10 protein-coding genes are annotated in these 17,402 nt (G+C 42.3%); 3 read left to right on the plus strand and 7 right to left on the minus strand.

Features of this window, described 5'->3' with window-relative positions; translation table 11 throughout:
* Window positions 1–6: 6 nt before the first annotated feature.
* Complete coding sequence (uvrA, locus tag HMPREF3034_RS08060; RefSeq protein ID WP_062434663.1) at window positions 7–2,835, minus strand: excinuclease ABC subunit UvrA; 2,829 nt, start codon at window positions 2,833–2,835, stop codon at window positions 7–9.
* Window positions 2,828–3,538, minus strand: a complete 711-nt coding sequence (locus HMPREF3034_RS08065; RefSeq protein WP_062434666.1) for a T9SS type B sorting domain-containing protein — start codon at window positions 3,536–3,538, stop codon at window positions 2,828–2,830. Before HMPREF3034_RS08065 ends, uvrA begins: the two co-directional genes overlap by 8 nt.
* Window positions 3,539–3,638: 100 nt before the next feature.
* Here HMPREF3034_RS08065 and HMPREF3034_RS08070 point away from each other — a divergent pair, with 100 nt between their 5' ends.
* From HMPREF3034_RS08070 to HMPREF3034_RS08080, 3 genes are read left to right on the plus strand one after another with little or no spacing between them, the layout of a single operon-like run.
* On the plus strand, window positions 3,639–5,000 hold the full coding sequence (locus HMPREF3034_RS08070) for an amino acid ABC transporter substrate-binding protein (protein WP_036900752.1): 1,362 nt from the start codon (window positions 3,639–3,641) through the stop codon (window positions 4,998–5,000).
* Between the two features lie 40 nt (window positions 5,001–5,040).
* Complete coding sequence (locus tag HMPREF3034_RS08075; RefSeq protein ID WP_062434678.1) at window positions 5,041–5,769, plus strand: porin family protein; 729 nt, start codon at window positions 5,041–5,043, stop codon at window positions 5,767–5,769.
* Between the two features lie 22 nt (window positions 5,770–5,791).
* Window positions 5,792–7,312 (plus strand): peptide MFS transporter, encoded by a 1,521-nt coding sequence (locus HMPREF3034_RS08080; RefSeq protein WP_062434669.1) that lies wholly within the window; start codon window positions 5,792–5,794, stop codon window positions 7,310–7,312.
* Between the two features lie 371 nt (window positions 7,313–7,683).
* Here the strand turns inward: HMPREF3034_RS08080 and HMPREF3034_RS08085 are convergent, their stop codons facing one another.
* The 5 genes from HMPREF3034_RS08085 to HMPREF3034_RS08105 all read right to left on the minus strand — a co-directional run bounded on the left by HMPREF3034_RS08085 (window position 7,684) and on the right by HMPREF3034_RS08105 (window position 16,641).
* Window positions 7,684–9,057: an MFS transporter gene (locus tag HMPREF3034_RS08085; RefSeq protein ID WP_062434672.1), complete on the minus strand. Its 1,374-nt coding sequence runs from the start codon at window positions 9,055–9,057 to the stop codon at window positions 7,684–7,686.
* Between the two features lie 18 nt (window positions 9,058–9,075).
* A complete protein-coding gene (locus HMPREF3034_RS08090; RefSeq protein WP_036900648.1) occupies window positions 9,076–11,238 on the minus strand; it encodes a dipeptidyl-peptidase Dpp5 in 2,163 nt (720 codons plus the stop codon).
* Between the two features lie 75 nt (window positions 11,239–11,313).
* Window positions 11,314–13,227, minus strand: coding sequence for a membrane protein insertase YidC (gene yidC, locus HMPREF3034_RS08095; protein ID WP_036900646.1), 1,914 nt, complete (start codon window positions 13,225–13,227; stop codon window positions 11,314–11,316).
* Window positions 13,228–13,297: 70 nt separating this feature from the next.
* Entirely contained in the window at window positions 13,298–14,905 is a 1,608-nt protein-coding gene (locus HMPREF3034_RS08100) for a CTP synthase (RefSeq protein WP_036900644.1), read from the minus strand.
* A 284-nt stretch (window positions 14,906–15,189) separates the two neighbouring features.
* On the minus strand, window positions 15,190–16,641 hold the full coding sequence (locus tag HMPREF3034_RS08105; protein WP_036900641.1) for a fimbrillin family protein: 1,452 nt from the start codon (window positions 16,639–16,641) through the stop codon (window positions 15,190–15,192).
* Between the last annotated feature and the right edge of the window lie 761 nt (window positions 16,642–17,402).

The raw sequence follows: 17,402 nt of genomic DNA on the forward strand, positions 1-17,402 counted from the left end.
CTGTTTCTAGTCTTTCAATTCCTCTTTGAGAAACTTTACGGTGTAGCCTTTATTCTCTTTTACTACTTCTTCCGGTGTACCGGTACACAGTACTTTTCCTCCGCCACGACCACCTTCCGGTCCCATATCGATGATGTAGTCAGCTAGTTTAATGACATCTAGATTGTGTTCGATGATGATGACTGTATTGCCACGATCGACGAGTTTTTGAAGTACATCCATCAAGATGTTGATGTCTTCAAAGTGTAGTCCGGTAGTAGGTTCGTCAAGAATATAGAGCGTTTTGCCTGTATCTTTCTTGGCTAATTCCGTTGCCAGCTTCACTCGTTGGCTTTCACCGCCCGATAGGGTAGTGGAACTCTGCCCCAGTTTGATATATCCCAAGCCTACATCCTGCAGGCTCTTAATCTTTGGCAGGATGCTTGGCACGTTCTCAAAGAACTCTACTGCCTGATTGATAGTCATATCGAGGACATCGGCAATACTCTTTCCTTTGAATCTTACTTCCAACGTTTCGCGGTTGTATCTTTTGCCGTGGCATACCTCGCAAGGCACCATCACATCGGGTAAGAAATTCATTTCGATGGTTTTATAGCCGTTTCCACCGCATGTTTCGCACCTTCCACCCTTCACATTGAATGAGAATCTACCGGGCTTATAGCCACGTATCTTAGCTTCGGGCAGGTTGACGAAGAGCTTTCTTATCTCGCTGAACACGCCCGTATAGGTGGCTGGGTTGCTACGAGGAGTCCTTCCGATGGGGCTTTGATCTACATTCACCACCTTATCTATATGGTCTATGCCCTCGATAGAGTGATAGGGCATCGGCTTTTTCAATGACCGATAGAAGTGATGAGATAGGATTGGTTGCAGTGTTTCATTGATTAAGGTGGATTTACCCGACCCCGAAACGCCTGTTACCACGATGAGTTTGCCTAGCGGGAAATCTATATCAACATCTTTTAAGTTGTTGCCCGATGCGCCAAGCAGGCGTAGTGTTTTGCCGTTTCCTTTACGACGCTTGGCCGGAATGGCAATTTCTCGGTCGCCATTGAGGTAATCGGCGGTTATGGTATGTGTCTTGAGCATCTCTTGAGGAGTACCTTGGAATACCACTTCACCACCTTTTCGTCCGGCTTTGGGGCCGATGTCGACGATGTAATCGGCTGCCAACATCATATCTTTGTCATGTTCCACCACGATAACCGTGTTTCCGAGGTCGCGTAATTCCTTTAATGAACGAATGAGACGCTCGTTGTCTCGTTGGTGTAAACCGATGCTTGGCTCGTCGAGAATATATAGTACGTTTACCAATTGGGAGCCAATTTGTGTGGCCAATCGGATGCGTTGGCTCTCTCCACCCGACAGACTTGCCGATTGGCGGTTTAGAGATAAATAGTCAAGTCCTACCTCTAAGAGGAAGTTGACACGTGTTTTAATTTCCTTGATAATCTCTGTTCCAATCTTCTTTTGGGTATCGTCCATGTGCTCTTCCACTTGGTCGAGCCATTCCTTCAGCTCCAGTAAGTCAAAGTTGGCAACTGTTGCGATGTTCTTATCCCATATTTTATAAGAGAGAGCTTCACGGTTTAGTCGTTGTCCATGACATTCCGGACATTCGGTTTCGGCCAAGAATTGGTCGGCCCACTTTTGTCCTGCCGACGTATCATCATTCTCTATAACGTTTTGTAAGTACTTGATGATACCGTCAAAATCAATGAAATAGTCGGAACTTGTGTGTACAAGTTCTTTGCTAATTTTCACTTTCTCAAGACTTCCGTATAAAATCTCGTCTACAGCTTCTTGTGGAATATCTTTGAACGGAGTCTTCAGCGTGCAGTCGTATTTATCAAGAATGGCGCCAACTTGCCAGAAAATCATTTGGTTCTTGTATTTGCCAAGTGGCAAAATGGCTCCATCATGGATGCTCAATTTGTCGTTTGGAATGACCTTCTTCAAGTCTATTTGATTTACATAGCCCAATCCTTTGCAGTGTGGACAGGCACCTTCGGGAGAATTGAATGAGAAGATATTGGGCGCAGGATCCTTATATGAGATTCCCGAAGTGGGACACATCAATCGCTTGGAGTAATATTTGCCCTCGTTACTCTCCTTATCCAGTATCATGATGAGGCCTTCACCTTCTCGCATGGCCACCTGAACTGTCTTCTTCAATCGCTGATCATCCTTGGATTGTACGGCCAGTTTGTCTATCACGACTTCTATGTTGTGGTTCTTATAGCGGTCGGTCTTCATGCCGGGTTTGAGGTCCATAACTTCCCCATCTACCCGTATATAGAGGTAACCTTTGCGCCGCATGCTTTCAAAAAGTTCACGATAATGTCCTTTTCGGTTTCTTACAAGTGGGGCAAGAATGTAGATTTTCTTGCCATCATAGGTGTTGAGAATCATCTCTAGCACCTTTTCTTCGGTGTATCTCACCATCTTTTCGCCCGTCATATAGCTATAGGCTATGCCAGCTCTGGCGTATAGCAGACGTAAGTAGTCGTAGATTTCGGTGGTCGTACCAACCGTTGAGCGTGGATTTTTATTGGTTGTCTTCTGCTCAATACTGATAACCGGACTCAAACCTGTAATCTTATCAACGTCCGGACGTTCCATGTTTCCTAAGAAATTGCGTGCGTATGCTGAGAAAGTCTCGATGTATCGACGTTGTCCTTCGGCAAAGATTGTGTCGAAAGCCAATGACGATTTACCCGAGCCACTAAGTCCGGTGATGACCGTTAATGAGTTACGCGGAATGGTAACATCTATATTTTTCAGATTATGTACGCGTGCTCCCCAAATGTTTATTTGGTCTTCATTCCTATTCATGTGCGTTGCTATATCCTCTTAACAGGTTTACATCTTTTCTAATATTGAAAGTACGGCCATCTGCCCCTTTCGCTTTAACCAAGACAAAATACACTCCTTCCTTGACGTTTTGTCCGCGAAAAGTCCCATCCCAGCCTCCTGCCGGGTCATTCCATTCATAGAGTTTCTGTCCCCATCTGTTGAAAATGTAGGCTTTAAACTCCACAATGCTCTGATAACCTTTTTTGGCTTTATAGATGTTGTTGACTCCGTCATCATTGGGGGAGAACGCATTGGGCATTTCAAGCTTACTTTCCGAGATGGTTATCGTGATGGGATTGGTGTCCTCACTTTGCCATGTGATAGACTCACCCCCTTTCGTAAAGGTGGCATAAAGCTGTACGTAATGCGATCCTGATTCCTTAAACGTATAGCTGGTATTTTCCTCATATCTAATAAGATACGGCGTCTTGGCATTTCCCTCAGTATAGAAATGCCATTCATAGTGGGCATCCCATCCCGTCTGATTGAGTACATTGGCTTTGAATGCACATGTAACAGGGGCAGAACCTGAATAAGTTGTTATGCCTTCATCAGTCGTTCCGTCTGTCGTAGTGACGTTGACGGTAGGGCTTATCGTAGGCGTAACATCTGCATATACAGCAATCGGAGAAATCGAAAGCATTGCTGTTATGATAGAAGTATGTAATATCCCTATTCTCATTGTTTGTAATTGTGCAAAGTTACTAAAAAGATGAGAGATGTCATATGGGGATGAGAGTTTTTTTGTATTTTTGCAATTGTAATAAATAAAAGCACCAATCATGAAGTATTTGACTCGCTATGCGTCATTCATATTATTCTTATTCTTGGCTTTATCAGCTGTCGGACAGACCACAAAGTGGCGCGATATGTATAAAGTAAAGAAGAAAGATACCCTTTTTGGAATAGCTAGACAATATGGAATATCAATTCCAGAACTAATGAATGCCAATCCCGAAATGAAGGTAGAAGGCTACTCTCTCAAGAAAGGAGATTATATATTTATTCCTTATTCTGCTCCGGAAGCGGCAACCGCCAAACCTACTCAGCCGGTAACGCAGGCTAAATCTACTGTGAAACAAGCTGTTGGGCGCACCGTGAATATTGGTGTGATGCTGCCTTTACACGATGTTGACGGTGATGGTAGACGCATGGTTGAGTATTATCGTGGTGTCTTGATGGCATGTGATAAGCTGAAGAAGGAGGGTATTTCCACCTCTATCCATAGTTGGAATGTAGCTATTGATGCTGATGTAAGAACAGTATTGTTAGATGATAATGCCAAGAAATGCGATTTGATATTCGGTCCTCTGTACACGAAACAGCTCAAATCGTTGGCCGAATTCTGTACACGTAACGATATTAAATTGGTCGTTCCGTTCTCTATTAGTGGCAATGACGTGGAGGCATATAAGCAGATCTATCAAATCTATCAGAGCCCGACGAAGCAGAATGATGCTGCTATCAAAGCATTTTTGGAGCGATTTCCGCACCATCATGCTGTCTTTATCGATTGCAATGATACCACTAGTCGCAAGGGAATATTCACATTCGGGTTACGTAAACAGTTGGATCAACGCGGTATCAAGTATAATATTACGAACTTGAAATCGAGTGAAGAGATGTTTGCCAAGGCGTTTAGTCGTACAGAGCCCAATGTTGTTATTCTGAATACTGGTCGTTCGCCGGAGTTGAGAGTGGCACTTGCCAAACTTGATGGTTTGTCTGTCAGTTATCCACAGGTACGAGTTTCTATGTTTGGATACACGGAATGGTTGATGTATGTGGACTATTATCTGCCGTCATTTTATAAATATGACACTTACATTCCTACCACATTCTATTATAATCCTGTTGATAGTCAAACGAAAGAGGCTATAAATAATTATACGCGATGGTTCCATGCGAGTATGCAGAATGCGTTGCCTCGCTTCGCATTGACAGGTTATGACCATGCTTCTTATTTTGTTCGAGGTCTGTGGAGATATGGAAAATCCTTTATAGGAAGTAAATCCCAGAATGTATATAAGGCTATGCAGACTCCTTTGTATTTCAATAAGGTGGGCAATGGAGGTTATATGAATGACTGTTTCCAATTGATTCATTATACTGGTAATCAAACTATTGAGAGCATCAACTATTGATATGAAGAACCGTTATATCCGTTTTGTATTTGTAGGTGCAATGCTCTTGACGGCATCTTTTGCCCACGCTCAGGTGGGAGAGTACCGTAATGACCTTTCTGTTGGAGTCAATGGGGGCTACGTGATGAGTCAAGTAGGCTTTACTCCCAAAGTGAATCAGAAGTGGCTGGGAGGTATGACTGGTGGTTTATCTATCCGTTATAAAAGTGAAAAATACTTTAGTACGATTTGTTCTATTGTGGCAGAAGTGAACTATTCTCAGGTAGGTTGGAAAGAAGATATTTTGGATGTAAACGATAAACCGGTGATAAATGCCACCACTGGAGTAGCCGAAGAATACAGCCGAACACTCTCTTATGTGCAGGTACCTGTGTTTGCCCATTTGGCATGGGGGCGCGAAACGCGAGGCGCACAGTTCTTTATTAACTTGGGACCACAGTTTGGTTGGCTGCTTAGTGAGCGTACTCAGAAGAACTTCGACTTCGCTTCAAGGAATACCAAAGACCGTGTTAGCTCAGTAGTAGCGCAAGATACGATGGCCGTGGAGCATAGTTTCGACTATGGAATTGCTGCGGGCGCAGGTTTGGAATATAGTATTCCTGCCGTAGGACACTTTGCGTTGGAGGCCAGATATTATTTTGGACTGGGCAATTTATACGGTGCTTCAAAGAAAGATTACTTTGCTAAATCTAATCTAAGTAATGTTGTGGTAAAGATGACTTACTGGTTTGATATAGTTAAAACCAAGAAAAACAAAAATAAAAAATAATCACTTAAATTCTTAATGACTTATGTTTGAAAACCAACCTAAAGGACTTTATGCTTTAGCATTGGCTAATACCGGCGAAAGATTCGGTTATTACACCATGCTAGCTACCTTTGTACTCTTCTTGAAAGCCAACTTTGGCTTCTCAGCAGGAACGGCCGGTTCTATCTATGCAGCCTTCCTCGCATTAGTTTATTTTCTTCCTTTCATTGGTGGTATCCTTGCCGATAAGTTCGGTTATGGCCGAATGGTGAAGATAGGTGTGATGATTATGTTTGCCGGATACGTGGTTTTAGCTATGCCACTAGGCGCAAATGTCATTGCAATTATCGGTATGGCAGCCGCATTGTTGATGATTTCGGCTGGTACCGGATTGTTTAAGGGAAATCTGCAAGTAATGGTGGGTAACCTATATGATGACCCTCGCTATTCATCTCAGCGCGATTCGGCTTTTTCTATCTTCTATATGGCCATCAATATTGGTGCGCTCTTTGCTCCTTCTGCTGCCGTTGGTATCATGAAGTGGGCTCAGAACAATCTCGGTGTAGGTGTCAATGATAGTTATCATTTTGCTTTTGGAGTGGCATGTATCTCATTGATAGTTTCTATCCTTATCTATTATGGATTCAGAAGCACTTTTAAACATGTAGAAGGAAATGGTACAGTACGTACTTCTGAGGCTAAGGATGAGGTTGTAGAGTTGTCACCCAAGGAAACCAAAGACCGTATTACGGCTCTTATCTTGGTGTTTGCAGTCGTTGTATTCTTCTGGATGGCTTTCCATCAGAATGGTCTTACGTTAACCCTTTTTGCCGATGAATTCACCGTGAAGAGCACTACCGGTGTTGAAAGTATGTTCTTCGACGTATTTAATTTGGTATTGGCTATCGTGATGGTGTATGGCTTATTTGGTCTCTTCCAATCTAAAACAAGTCGTGGAAAAGGCATTGCCGGTGCTATAGTTGCTTTAGCTGCTGCCGGTTTGGCATGGAAATATGCTCATATATCAGGTTCAACAGAGATTGATGCTCCTATCTTCCAGCAGTTCAATCCATTCTTTGTGGTTGCTTTGACACCTGTAAGTATGGCACTATTTGGTTGGCTAGGTCGCGTAGGTAAGGAGCCATCTGCTCCTCGTAAGATAGCATACGGTATGTTGGTAGCTGCTATTGGTTTCATGATTATGACGGTTGGTTCTGTCGGTCTTCCTTCTCCGGCGATGCAAGCTGCTAACGGTGCTACACCCGAAACATTGGTATCATCCAATTGGCTCATCTCTACCTATTTGGTATTGACATTCGGTGAACTTCTGCTTTCACCCATGGGAATCTCTTTTGTCAGCAAGGTTGCTCCTCCAAAGTACAAAGGTATGATGATGGGAGGATGGTTTGTGGCTACCGCTATTGGTAACTATCTTACCAGTATTCCTGCCTTATTGTGGGGCGATGCGCCTCTGTATGTGGTTTGGGGATTGCTTATTGTGCTCTGCCTGTTGGCATTTATCTTCATGCTTGCGATTATGAAGAAGCTTGAAAAAGTGTGCTAAGCAGCATTTAGAAATATAGACAAGCGGTGCAACTTGTTTGGGTTGCACTGCTTTTGTTATGTATTGATGTTCCTAATCATGCTATATCACCATCTTACCATGTCGCTTTTAGGATATCTATACTTTTTATTGGATTTACTGCAGAGGCATGGCAACATTGCTGTTTAGTCTCTGCAGTTTCGCTGACTCAGCCTTGCAGCAATCTTGCTACGGCCTTGCAGTGGAGTCGTAGATAAGTGCACAGGATGACGAGTGGATGAAGTTCGAGTGAGAAGTGAAGTTTTATGAGTAAATAAAGAATAATAAAAAATCCCCTTCACAGATGGCTTTGTTCCATTCCATGAAAGGGATTGTTTTATAATATTGTTATCTTACTTCTTTATATTGGCTTTTTGTAGGCCATATCCTTTCTTTTTATCGATGGCAATGAGCACCAACGATGTAATAATGGCAGCGATACCGAAGCCGGTGAAGATACTCATGGAGGTGGTATAGCTTGGGTCGCTTCCGTTAACTCTTCCTATCCACATTGGAACCAAGGACAATCCTATATTCTGGATGTAGAATATAACGGCGTAAGCACTTCCCAAATACTTCAAAGGAATAATCTTTGGGACGCTTGGCCACATGGCAGATGGTACCAAAGAGAAGGCAATACCTAGAATAATCATGATGATAACGGCAAACCAACCGTATGGCATGATGTGGGTAGCAAAGATGAGATGTACGCCTGTTAGCATAGTACTACCGATCAACATCAGTGTGGCACCTTTGCCTACCTTATCATATATAGAACCGAATAGGGGAGTAAGGAAGATGGTTCCAAATGGAATCAAGCCGGGAATGATACCGGCCCATTCCTCTTTTACGGCATAGTTGGCAACCATTAGCTTGGTAGCAAACTTCAAGAAGGGGAACACACCGCTATAGAAAAGGAGGCATAAGATGGTAATACACCAAAAGCCGGGATTGGTAAAGATAAGTTTCAAATCGCTGAAATGGAATGATTCGTCTTCGCTCTCTACAGTGTTTTCTGCATTATATGCAGCTGTCGATGCATCTAGTTTCTTGTCCATGACGTTGTAAACCAAGAATGCCAGCAGACCAATGATTAAGAGTGCTGCGCCTAAGAGAATGGGAGCGCCAATAGAATTGCCAAAAGCCTTGGCAATAGGGAGGCTTCCCATCATAGCAGCCGCAGTTCCTAGACGAGCCAATGCCACCTGTAATCCCATGGCTAATGCCAACTCGTGACCGGCAAACCATTTCGTCATAATCTTAGAAACGGTGATTCCGCAGATTTCACAGCCAACTCCGAAGATGGCAAAACCGAGTGAAGCGATAGCCGCCGACATCGGTAATGAGAAGTTGACAAAATCGAGTGTGAATTTGGTATCGCCGAAATCTCCAGTGATTCCGTAGTATTTGATGAATACACCGGCAACCATGAGTACGCATGATAAGATTCCGGCAAATCTGATTCCCATCTTGTCGAGGATGATACCCCCGAAGAATAACATGAGCAGGAAGACGTTGATGAGACCGTAAGAGCCGGCAAAGAATCCGTAATCATCGGAACTCCAACCAAGTCCACCAGCCGATGCTGGCTTGGTAAGTAGTACTTCTAGCGGTGACATAACGTCGGTGATGAAGTATCCCATCATCATTGTGAAGGCTACGATGAACAAGGCTGTCCATCTAGCACTGGCACTGTCACTCAATTTCTTTTGTATTTTTTCGACCATTTTTATTGATATGTATTATTATTTTTTCAACCATTTATCCAACCAACTGAAGAAGGTACGCTGCCAGAGAATACCGTTTTGTGGCTTCAATACCCAGTGGTTTTCATCGGGGAAGATGAGAAGTTCGGCCGGGATGCCGCGCATACGGGCTGCATTAAATGCTCCCATACCTTGATTAGCATTGATTCGATAATCTTTTTCACCGTGAATGACGAGGATGGGAGTATCCCATTTGTCGACAAACTTGTGAGGACTGTTGTCATAAGTCTTCTTGCCATTGGCTGTAATATCCTTGTTCCAAGGCGCACTCTCGTATTCCCAATTAGAGAACCATGCTTCCTCGGTATCGGTATACATGCTTTCGAGGTTGAAAGCACCGTCGTGTGCGATGAACGCTTTGAATCGTTTGTCGTGGTGACCGGCCAAATAGAATACCGAGAAACCACCGAAGCTGGCTCCTACGCATCCCAATCTGTCTTTGTCAACATAAGGTAAGTTGGTGGTAGCATCGTCAATGGCACTGAAGTAATCGTTCATACATTGACCGGTCCAATCGCCACTGATGTCCTCGTTCCATTTGCTTCCAAAGCCCGGAAGTCCGCGTCTGTTGGGGGCAATAACAATGTACCCGTTGGCTGCCATGATTTGGAAATTCCAACGATAGCTCCAAAATTGGCTTACCGGACTTTGTGGTCCACCCTCACAGAATAATAGAGTGGGGTACTTCTTTGTGGCATCGAAGTGTGGCGGAAGTACTACCCAAACGAGCATATCTTTGCCATCGGTGGTCTTCACCCAGCGCTGTTCTGTCTTGCCGAGTGCCAATTGGTCGTATATATGCTTATTTTCAAAAGTTATTTGACTAACAATTGCTTTCTTCTCTTTGCCCGGTTTCACCAAGAAAAGTTCGTCGCCATTCTGATGAGAGTGTCTGCTTGCTAAGAGCATATTACCGTTGTTGGCTAGTTGTATGCTTCCATAGTCAAACCAACCGTCGGTAAGTTGTATCACTTTTCCCTCTAGGTTAGTCTGATATATCATTTCTGTGGCATGCCAAATACCGAGGAAATAAAGTGTTTTTGAGTCGTTATTCCAGCAGTAATCGTCTACATTGGAGTCGAAACTCTCCGTTACGTATTTCTTTTTTCCGGTTGCCAAGTTGTATACGCATAGGCGGTTGCGATCGCTCTCATAGCCGTTGTGCTCCATACTTTGCCATGCAATGTATTTGCCATTGGGCGAGAATTTTGGGTTGACATCGTAGCCTACATTCATATCTGCATCTTGATGATTCACCGCTTGAGTCTTCATCGTCTTGGTAGCATCAATCTTTGGCTCGACATAACCGACTGGTTTGCAGATGTTTTTGGTCTGCTTAGTCTCTATATCGTAAAGATATATGTCGGTATCTGTGGAGATTGCGTATTGTATTCCCTCTTTTTTTCGAGAAGTATAGGCAATGATTTTAGAGTCAGGACTCCATGCTATTTGCTCTATTCCACCAAAAGGAGCAACCGGACTTTCGTAAGGTTCGCCCTCCATGATGTCTGTTCCATTGTTGATACCGGCCTCTGATACCTCTGCAAGGAATGGATGAGCAATGCTTTCTACGTAATGATCCCAGTGGCGATAGTTCATATCGGTGACCAATCTACCTGTAGCTTTGGGTAAATCATCAGGATTCTTTTTGATGGTTCCGTAGTAAGGAATCGATTTGATGAGCACCACTTTCTTGCCATCGGGGCTAAAACGGAAGCCCTCAATGTCTATAACTGAGTGTGATAATTGCTTGCGTTCGCTTCCATCTGCCTTCATACTCCATATCTGACCGGCTCTTAAGAAGGCTATTCTTTGGCCGTTTTCAATCCATGTAGCATCGCTTTCGCTCTTGTTATCAAGTGTAAGTTGTTTCTTGTTCTTGCCATTTATGTCTGCAAGATAGAGTATTGTATGACTCTTATTCTCTTTTACACTGTAATAAGATACTTGATATACTATTTGTTTTCCATTCGGAGAAACCTGTGAACCACCCATTCTGCCCATGGCCCAAAGTGCTTCCGGAGTCATCAAGTCGGATTGTAGAGTGATGTGATGTGGCCCTATGATACTCTGTTCTTGGGCTTGGCTCTGTGTTGATACAGTGAGCATTGTTGCCATTGCTAGTCCCACTATTCTGTTCATATTTGTTGTTATAATGCTAAAAGAGCCACTAACTTTCTTCTTTTTCCGAATTCGAGTTAGTGGCTTCTGTGTTATTTATAATCCTTTTTTCTTTCTATTGAGTTCTTCTTGCTTACGTCTGGTTTCTTCTTGTTGCTTCTGTTGCATCTCTTGCAAGGCTTGGAGTCTGGCAGCTAAGCCTCCCATTTTCTTCTGAGGATTCGCTTGGTTCTCCTTATAACGTGTTTCCAAGAGTTGAAGAAGTTTCTCGTCGTTGGTCGTTTTTCGCAATGCCCACATGATAGCAGCACTGAAGAAGAGGCTGACGAAGTAGTAGAAATTCAGTCCGGCACTATAGTCGTTGAACATAAAGAAGAAGAATAGAGGCATCAGATACATCATGTATTGCATCATCTTCATCTGTTCAGCCTGCTGACCTACCATCTGATCGCGCTGTTGACGCATTGTCATCCAAGAGTAAAGGACGTTGGCTATGCAGAAAAGAATACAGGTTAAGCTCAAGTGATCGCCTATCAACCAAAGATTATTGTTCCATTCGAAGATGGGATCGTAGGTACTTAAATCTTTAATCCATAAGAAATTCTCACCTCGTAATTGGATAGCGTTCGGCACAAAGTTGAACATTGCAATCCAGATAGGCATCTGTATCAGCATAGGAAGACAGCCTGATAGTGGGCTTACCCCATACTTAGAGTACTCAGCCATCATGGCTTGTTGCTTTTGCATTTGGTCTTCCGGCTTGTCATATTGCTTGGTTGCCTCGTCCAATTTCGGTTTCAACACACGCATTTTGGCTGAACTCATGTAGCTTTTCTTCACCATCGGGTAGGTAATAACCTTTAGCAAGAGGGTTATCAGTATCAATACGATACCCATATTGATATTGAGTCCGGTCAGGAAATCGAATACATAGAGGGTAAACCAGCGGTTGATGATGCGGAAGAGTGGCCAGCCTAAGTAAACCAAGCGTTGTAGTTGAAGATCCTTACCAAAGGTACTTTCTTTTTCAACCTTTTGTAATAGCCTGAAATCATTGGGGCCGTAATAGAACTCAAACTCCGATGCTTGATTGCCTTTGGGGTCGAAGAAAGTCTTCAATTTAGCTCTATACTGCTTCAAATATCCGCTTTCTTTCTCTTGGGGGATACTTGTCATCAGTGAATTTGCTGCAAAATCATTCTTCGCAATCATTACGGCTGAGAAGAATTGATTCTTAAATGCCACCCAATCTGTTTTGTCTTCGATACTCTCATCAATCTTTTCTTGGGTTTCATTCAAGTAATCTGTGCCTCCATCTACTTTGTGATAGGTGAGGGTAGCGTAGCGATTCTCGAATGTGAAACCGCGTTCTTGCTGGCGGCACATGTCTTCCCAAGTCACATCCATAGTTGATGTGTTTGGGGCAAATAGGCCTGCCATGCCACTCACACGCATCTGCATGCGTAGCAGATAATCTTTGCCAAGTGTATAATTGATAGTAATAGCCTGACCACTATTGGCACTAGCGGTGAATGTAACAGTAGAATCTGTTACCTGACTTGGCTGGAAATACAAGTCTTGCGTAGCAATATTGGTCTGTTTGGCCGCCAATGTATAATTCAAACTTTGGTCTTTCCCATCGAAGATAGTCACGTCTTTGTTACCATTACGATCTGAGAAATTCTTGATAACAGCTTTGGTTACGGTGGCTCCCTTCGTATTGAACGATAGTTCTAGTTTCTTGTTTTTGAGGATGACAGTGTGTGCTTCACCCACCAATGATTCGTGGAAAAGAACTGTGGTATCGGTCAGTGCTGCTTGTTTCTCGGCAGTCTGTTGGGCTTTAGACTTAAATTCGGCAGCCTTCTTTGCTTCCTCTTGTTTTGCTTTTGCGATGGAGTCTTGTACAAATGCAGCTCTCTGTTCTTCTTTAGAGGGCTGGCTCCACCAACTGAAACCTATCAGTACGAGACCAATTAATACAAGCCCAATTACGTTATTGCGATCCATTATTGTTTGTTAGATAATGATAGCCAAGTCTCGTAAAATAACAATGGGACTTGGCTATCGTATGAAATGTTTAGTGTTTCTTGCTTTCGCTAGCCGTTTTAATGAAGTCTACAAAGAGTGGATGTGGCTTTAAAACGGTCGATTGATATTCCGGATGGAACTGCGTACCGATGTACCATTTCAGTCCTGGAATTTCTACTATCTCTACCAAGTCGCTTTCCGGATTCTTTCCAACACACATCATGCCGGCCTTTTCGTACTCGGTCAGATAGTCGTTGTTGAATTCATAGCGGTGGCGATGGCGTTCCTGAATATGCTCTTGTTTGTAAATATCGAAGACACGAGAGTTTTGTCGCAGTTTACAATCGTATGCACCAAGACGCATAGTACCACCCATATTGGTGATATTTTTCTGCTCTTCCATGATGTCGATAACGTTATGCTCGGTCTTCTCGTCCATTTCACGGCTGTTAGCATCGCTATATCCCAATACATTGCGAGCAAACTCAATCACCATCATTTGCATACCTAGGCAGATGCCAAATGTAGGAATGTCGTGGATGCGAGCATAGTGAGCAGCGATAATTTTTCCTTCGATACCACGTTGACCAAATCCCGGACATACCATGATACCATCTTGACCTTCCAAGAGTTCGCTGATATTCTCTTCGGTTATCTTCTCTGAGTTGATAAAAGTGAGCACGGTCTTGCGGTCGTTGTACGTACCTGCTTGAGAAAGGCTTTCGCGTATGCTCTTATAAGCGTCTTGCAAGTCGTATTTACCAATCAGGCCGATGTGTACTTCTTCGGTAGCTTTGTTCCTTCTTTCAAGGAATTCTTTCCACGGACCGAGCGTAGGTTTCTCACCGACAGGCTCGCCTATTTTGCGAAGGATGGCTGCATCGAGTCCTTGGTTCTGCATATTGACAGGTACTTCGTAGATACTTGGCAGATCTTCACTCTGAATAACGCAGTCGAAATCTACGTTACAGAAGCTTGCAACTTTCTTTAAAATGCCTTCTCCGAGGTGTTTCTCGGTTCGTAAAACCAATATGTCGGGTTGAATACCAATGCTCTGTAGTTCTTTTACTGAGTGCTGGGTAGGTTTCGTCTTCAATTCTCCAGCCGCCTTTAAATAGGGGACGTACGTCAAGTGTACGTTGATAGCATTCTTACCAAGTTCCCATTTGAGCTGTCTGATGGCTTCCATATATGGAGCACTTTCGATGTCGCCGATAGTACCACCAATCTCTGTAATGACGAAATCGTAATGGTATTTTTGGCCAAGCATCTTCACATTGCGCTTGATTTCGTCGGTGATGTGGGGCACAACCTGAATGGTCTTGCCTAAATAATCACCACGACGTTCTTTGTCGATGACAGCTTTGTAGATTCTACCTGTAGTAAGAGAGTTGGCCTTAGTGGTTTGAATGCCGGTATAACGCTCGTAATGTCCCAAGTCCAAATCTGTCTCCATACCATCCACTGTGACATAGCATTCGCCATGTTCGTAAGGGTTTAGCGTCCCCGGGTCGATGTTAATGTACGGGTCGAACTTTTGAATTGTGATGTTATATCCCCTTGCTTGTAGAAGTTTACCAATAGATGCAGAGATGATACCTTTGCCTAATGATGATACCACTCCGCCGGTTACGAAGATGTATTTTGTCTCAGCCACGATGTTTGGTTTAAATAAAAATGTTCAATGTGCAAAATTACAACAAAATAATGAACCCTCCAAAACTAATCAATATTAATATTTCGGCATTGTGTTCTTGCATACCTAAATATTCATTTTTTCAGAGCTAGTGTATAGGTTATATGAATTCGACGATTTTACATTATTTAATCAAGGCAAGGGTATCTACCCATTCTATCATTGAGATTAGGGCTGCCAAACTCTCTAATAATCTGATCTTGAAATAATCATATACATATTATGTTCGTTGGACTCACGTTGTATTAGTTTACATTTTCAATAAAGGTCACGTCTTTAATAAAGAACTTAGTCGTACTGTAAATATCCGGTACAAAGTACACAAGCACCTTCTTCAAGTCATTTGCAGTTGCAGCACGATCACTTTTTTCTTCTTTTATTTTATTCAAATCAAAAGTGAATGTTTTCTCAGCCCATTCGGTTGTTGCAGCAATATGCTTGATAGTATTAGTTGTTCCGTTTTCGTAAAACCACAATTTCTCGCCCATGCAAGGTATTACCCCTAGTTGAAGTTTACTTGCCATACTGGCTTTCACCTTAAACTTTAAGGTATATTTTCCTGCTTTAGCTGCATTTTCTTGTGTACAATAATAAAGTGTACCATTATGCCATGCACCATCTTTACGAACTAATGACATAGCCGATTCCGTATTATCGAAAGCAATTATCGCGTTATCTTTAAAACTTGCCTGTGTAATAACTGTATTCCAACCTTCTACACAAGTCTGCTTCTCTTTTTGAGCAGTTAGGGTTGTAGAAGTTGAGAAAGTTCCTTGTGCAGACGAAATCAATTCCACAGGTACTATAGGGTCTTTCTCTAACTTACCGGTTTGGTCGACATCAGTATTCCATCCACTTGTAGTTACATCAGTAGAGACTGCCACGACCTTTTTCTCTGCATCAATAGACAGGGTAAACTTAGTACTACCGCCTTGTGTAAGAGTCTTATCTTCTGCAGGTTTATACCTATAAACGGTTGAACCTACAGCTATTTTGAACATTTCACTACCCGAAGTAAATGTTTGTGCGGGAACTACAGCCCAATATTCTTGTGACGATTCTGAAACTTTCCACATTTTAATAGAGAGAGCTTCACCACTTGTAGCGAACTTATTAGTAGTGTGTGTCCATGTTATTGTTGGCTGTGCTTTAACAGTAATACTAGTAGCATCAGACAATGCGTCACCTACTAGTACCACCTTTACCAAAGAAAGTCCATGATTAAAGGTAAATTTTACAGCTGTACCTGTAGCACTAGACTTGGCATACAAGAAATCATTAGCTTCAAAATCGGTTTGTGAAGTTTGATTGGTAACTGTAAATGCCACAGTACCATCAGCATTTGATTCGGCATAAGGGTAATAAGCATAAAAATTACCAATAGCTGTTGCATCTGTCCATGTAATCTCATTTCCTTGATTTGCAACGGTAAGACTGCCTCCATCGGTAGCATTTACGTTATACTTAACGTTAGTAGCTGTTGCGCCACCAGTAGCGTAGATACCAAGCAAATCGCCATCTTTGAATTGGGTAGAACCGTCTGAAGTGCTTACCACTGTACGTGTAATTGGATTACTGTTTACAAAGAAACTAACTTCCTCTCCATTGCAAGCAGGCGTAAACTTCTCATCGCTATTGTTACAAGCAGAGAATACTGCAATAGAGACAATAACCGTCATCAATAATTTTTTCTTCATGATAATGTAGATTTTAGTTTTAAATATTTTAATGTGAGTCCAACGAAATATCTATCATTTCTGATTTGAAGAATAGCTAGATTAATTGCTACTTTATGGCATTAGATATTAAAGAATTGCAAAGAAATCATCACTATGTTTAATGGAAGCAAAGTTACTGAAAAAACATTTATAGCGGATGAATTCTTTAAGTTATTTGAGCAAATAATAGAAAAATGTGCTATTTTAACTATCAAAAACGGAAATATTACTATGAATCCATGGAATAGTCAATGAAGAATTGAAGAATATAGCATAGGTGAAATATTCAAGGTACAGGTATTTCCGGATGTGTTTCTTCATCTTGTCTTATACCGTATTTACATCGTGTATACACTTTCTTGTAATTGCTTTTTATTTATCTATGAATGTTAATTTACTATCTTCATCCAACGTACAAATATTAGGTTTGGCAAGCGCATATTCAAGGAGTCTAGTATTCTTTTCTATAATTATTGAAGATGAGCATTCTTATATTGGATAATTACTTACGATGCACTACCATAACCCTATTGATAGCCAGGAAATTACGTTTTAATCGGTACCTATATGGCTCATAATGATATGACAAATGAACTCTGCCCTTCATATCGTCCGATCATCCGTAATTTCCTCTCCCTTTCTGTTCCTTTTCCTCGTTCCATCAATGTCGTTGCATTTGAACGTTGTTCTAATTGCAAATTTACATAAAAATCGCGATATATAAGCCCGTGGAAATAAAA

Origin of the sequence: Prevotella sp. DNF00663 (genome assembly GCF_001553265.1) — a bacterium.
Lineage (GTDB): Bacteria > Bacteroidota > Bacteroidia > Bacteroidales > Bacteroidaceae > Prevotella.

What these genes read in the sequence shown, in the direction of transcription:
- uvrA (WP_062434663.1), bottom strand. Translation starts at nt 2,835, where the DNA reads ATGAATAGGAATGAAGACCAAATAAACATTTGGGGAGCACGCGTACAT.
- HMPREF3034_RS08065 (WP_062434666.1), bottom strand. Translation starts at nt 3,538, where the DNA reads ATGAGAATAGGGATATTACATACTTCTATCATAACAGCAATGCTTTCG.
- HMPREF3034_RS08070 (WP_036900752.1), top strand. Translation starts at nt 3,639, where the DNA reads ATGAAGTATTTGACTCGCTATGCGTCATTCATATTATTCTTATTCTTG.
- HMPREF3034_RS08075 (WP_062434678.1), top strand. Translation starts at nt 5,041, where the DNA reads ATGCTCTTGACGGCATCTTTTGCCCACGCTCAGGTGGGAGAGTACCGT.
- HMPREF3034_RS08080 (WP_062434669.1), top strand. Translation starts at nt 5,792, where the DNA reads ATGTTTGAAAACCAACCTAAAGGACTTTATGCTTTAGCATTGGCTAAT.
- HMPREF3034_RS08085 (WP_062434672.1), bottom strand. Translation starts at nt 9,057, where the DNA reads ATGGTCGAAAAAATACAAAAGAAATTGAGTGACAGTGCCAGTGCTAGA.
- HMPREF3034_RS08090 (WP_036900648.1), bottom strand. Translation starts at nt 11,238, where the DNA reads ATGAACAGAATAGTGGGACTAGCAATGGCAACAATGCTCACTGTATCA.
- yidC (WP_036900646.1), bottom strand. Translation starts at nt 13,227, where the DNA reads ATGGATCGCAATAACGTAATTGGGCTTGTATTAATTGGTCTCGTACTG.
- HMPREF3034_RS08105 (WP_036900641.1), bottom strand. Translation starts at nt 16,641, where the DNA reads ATGAAGAAAAAATTATTGATGACGGTTATTGTCTCTATTGCAGTATTC.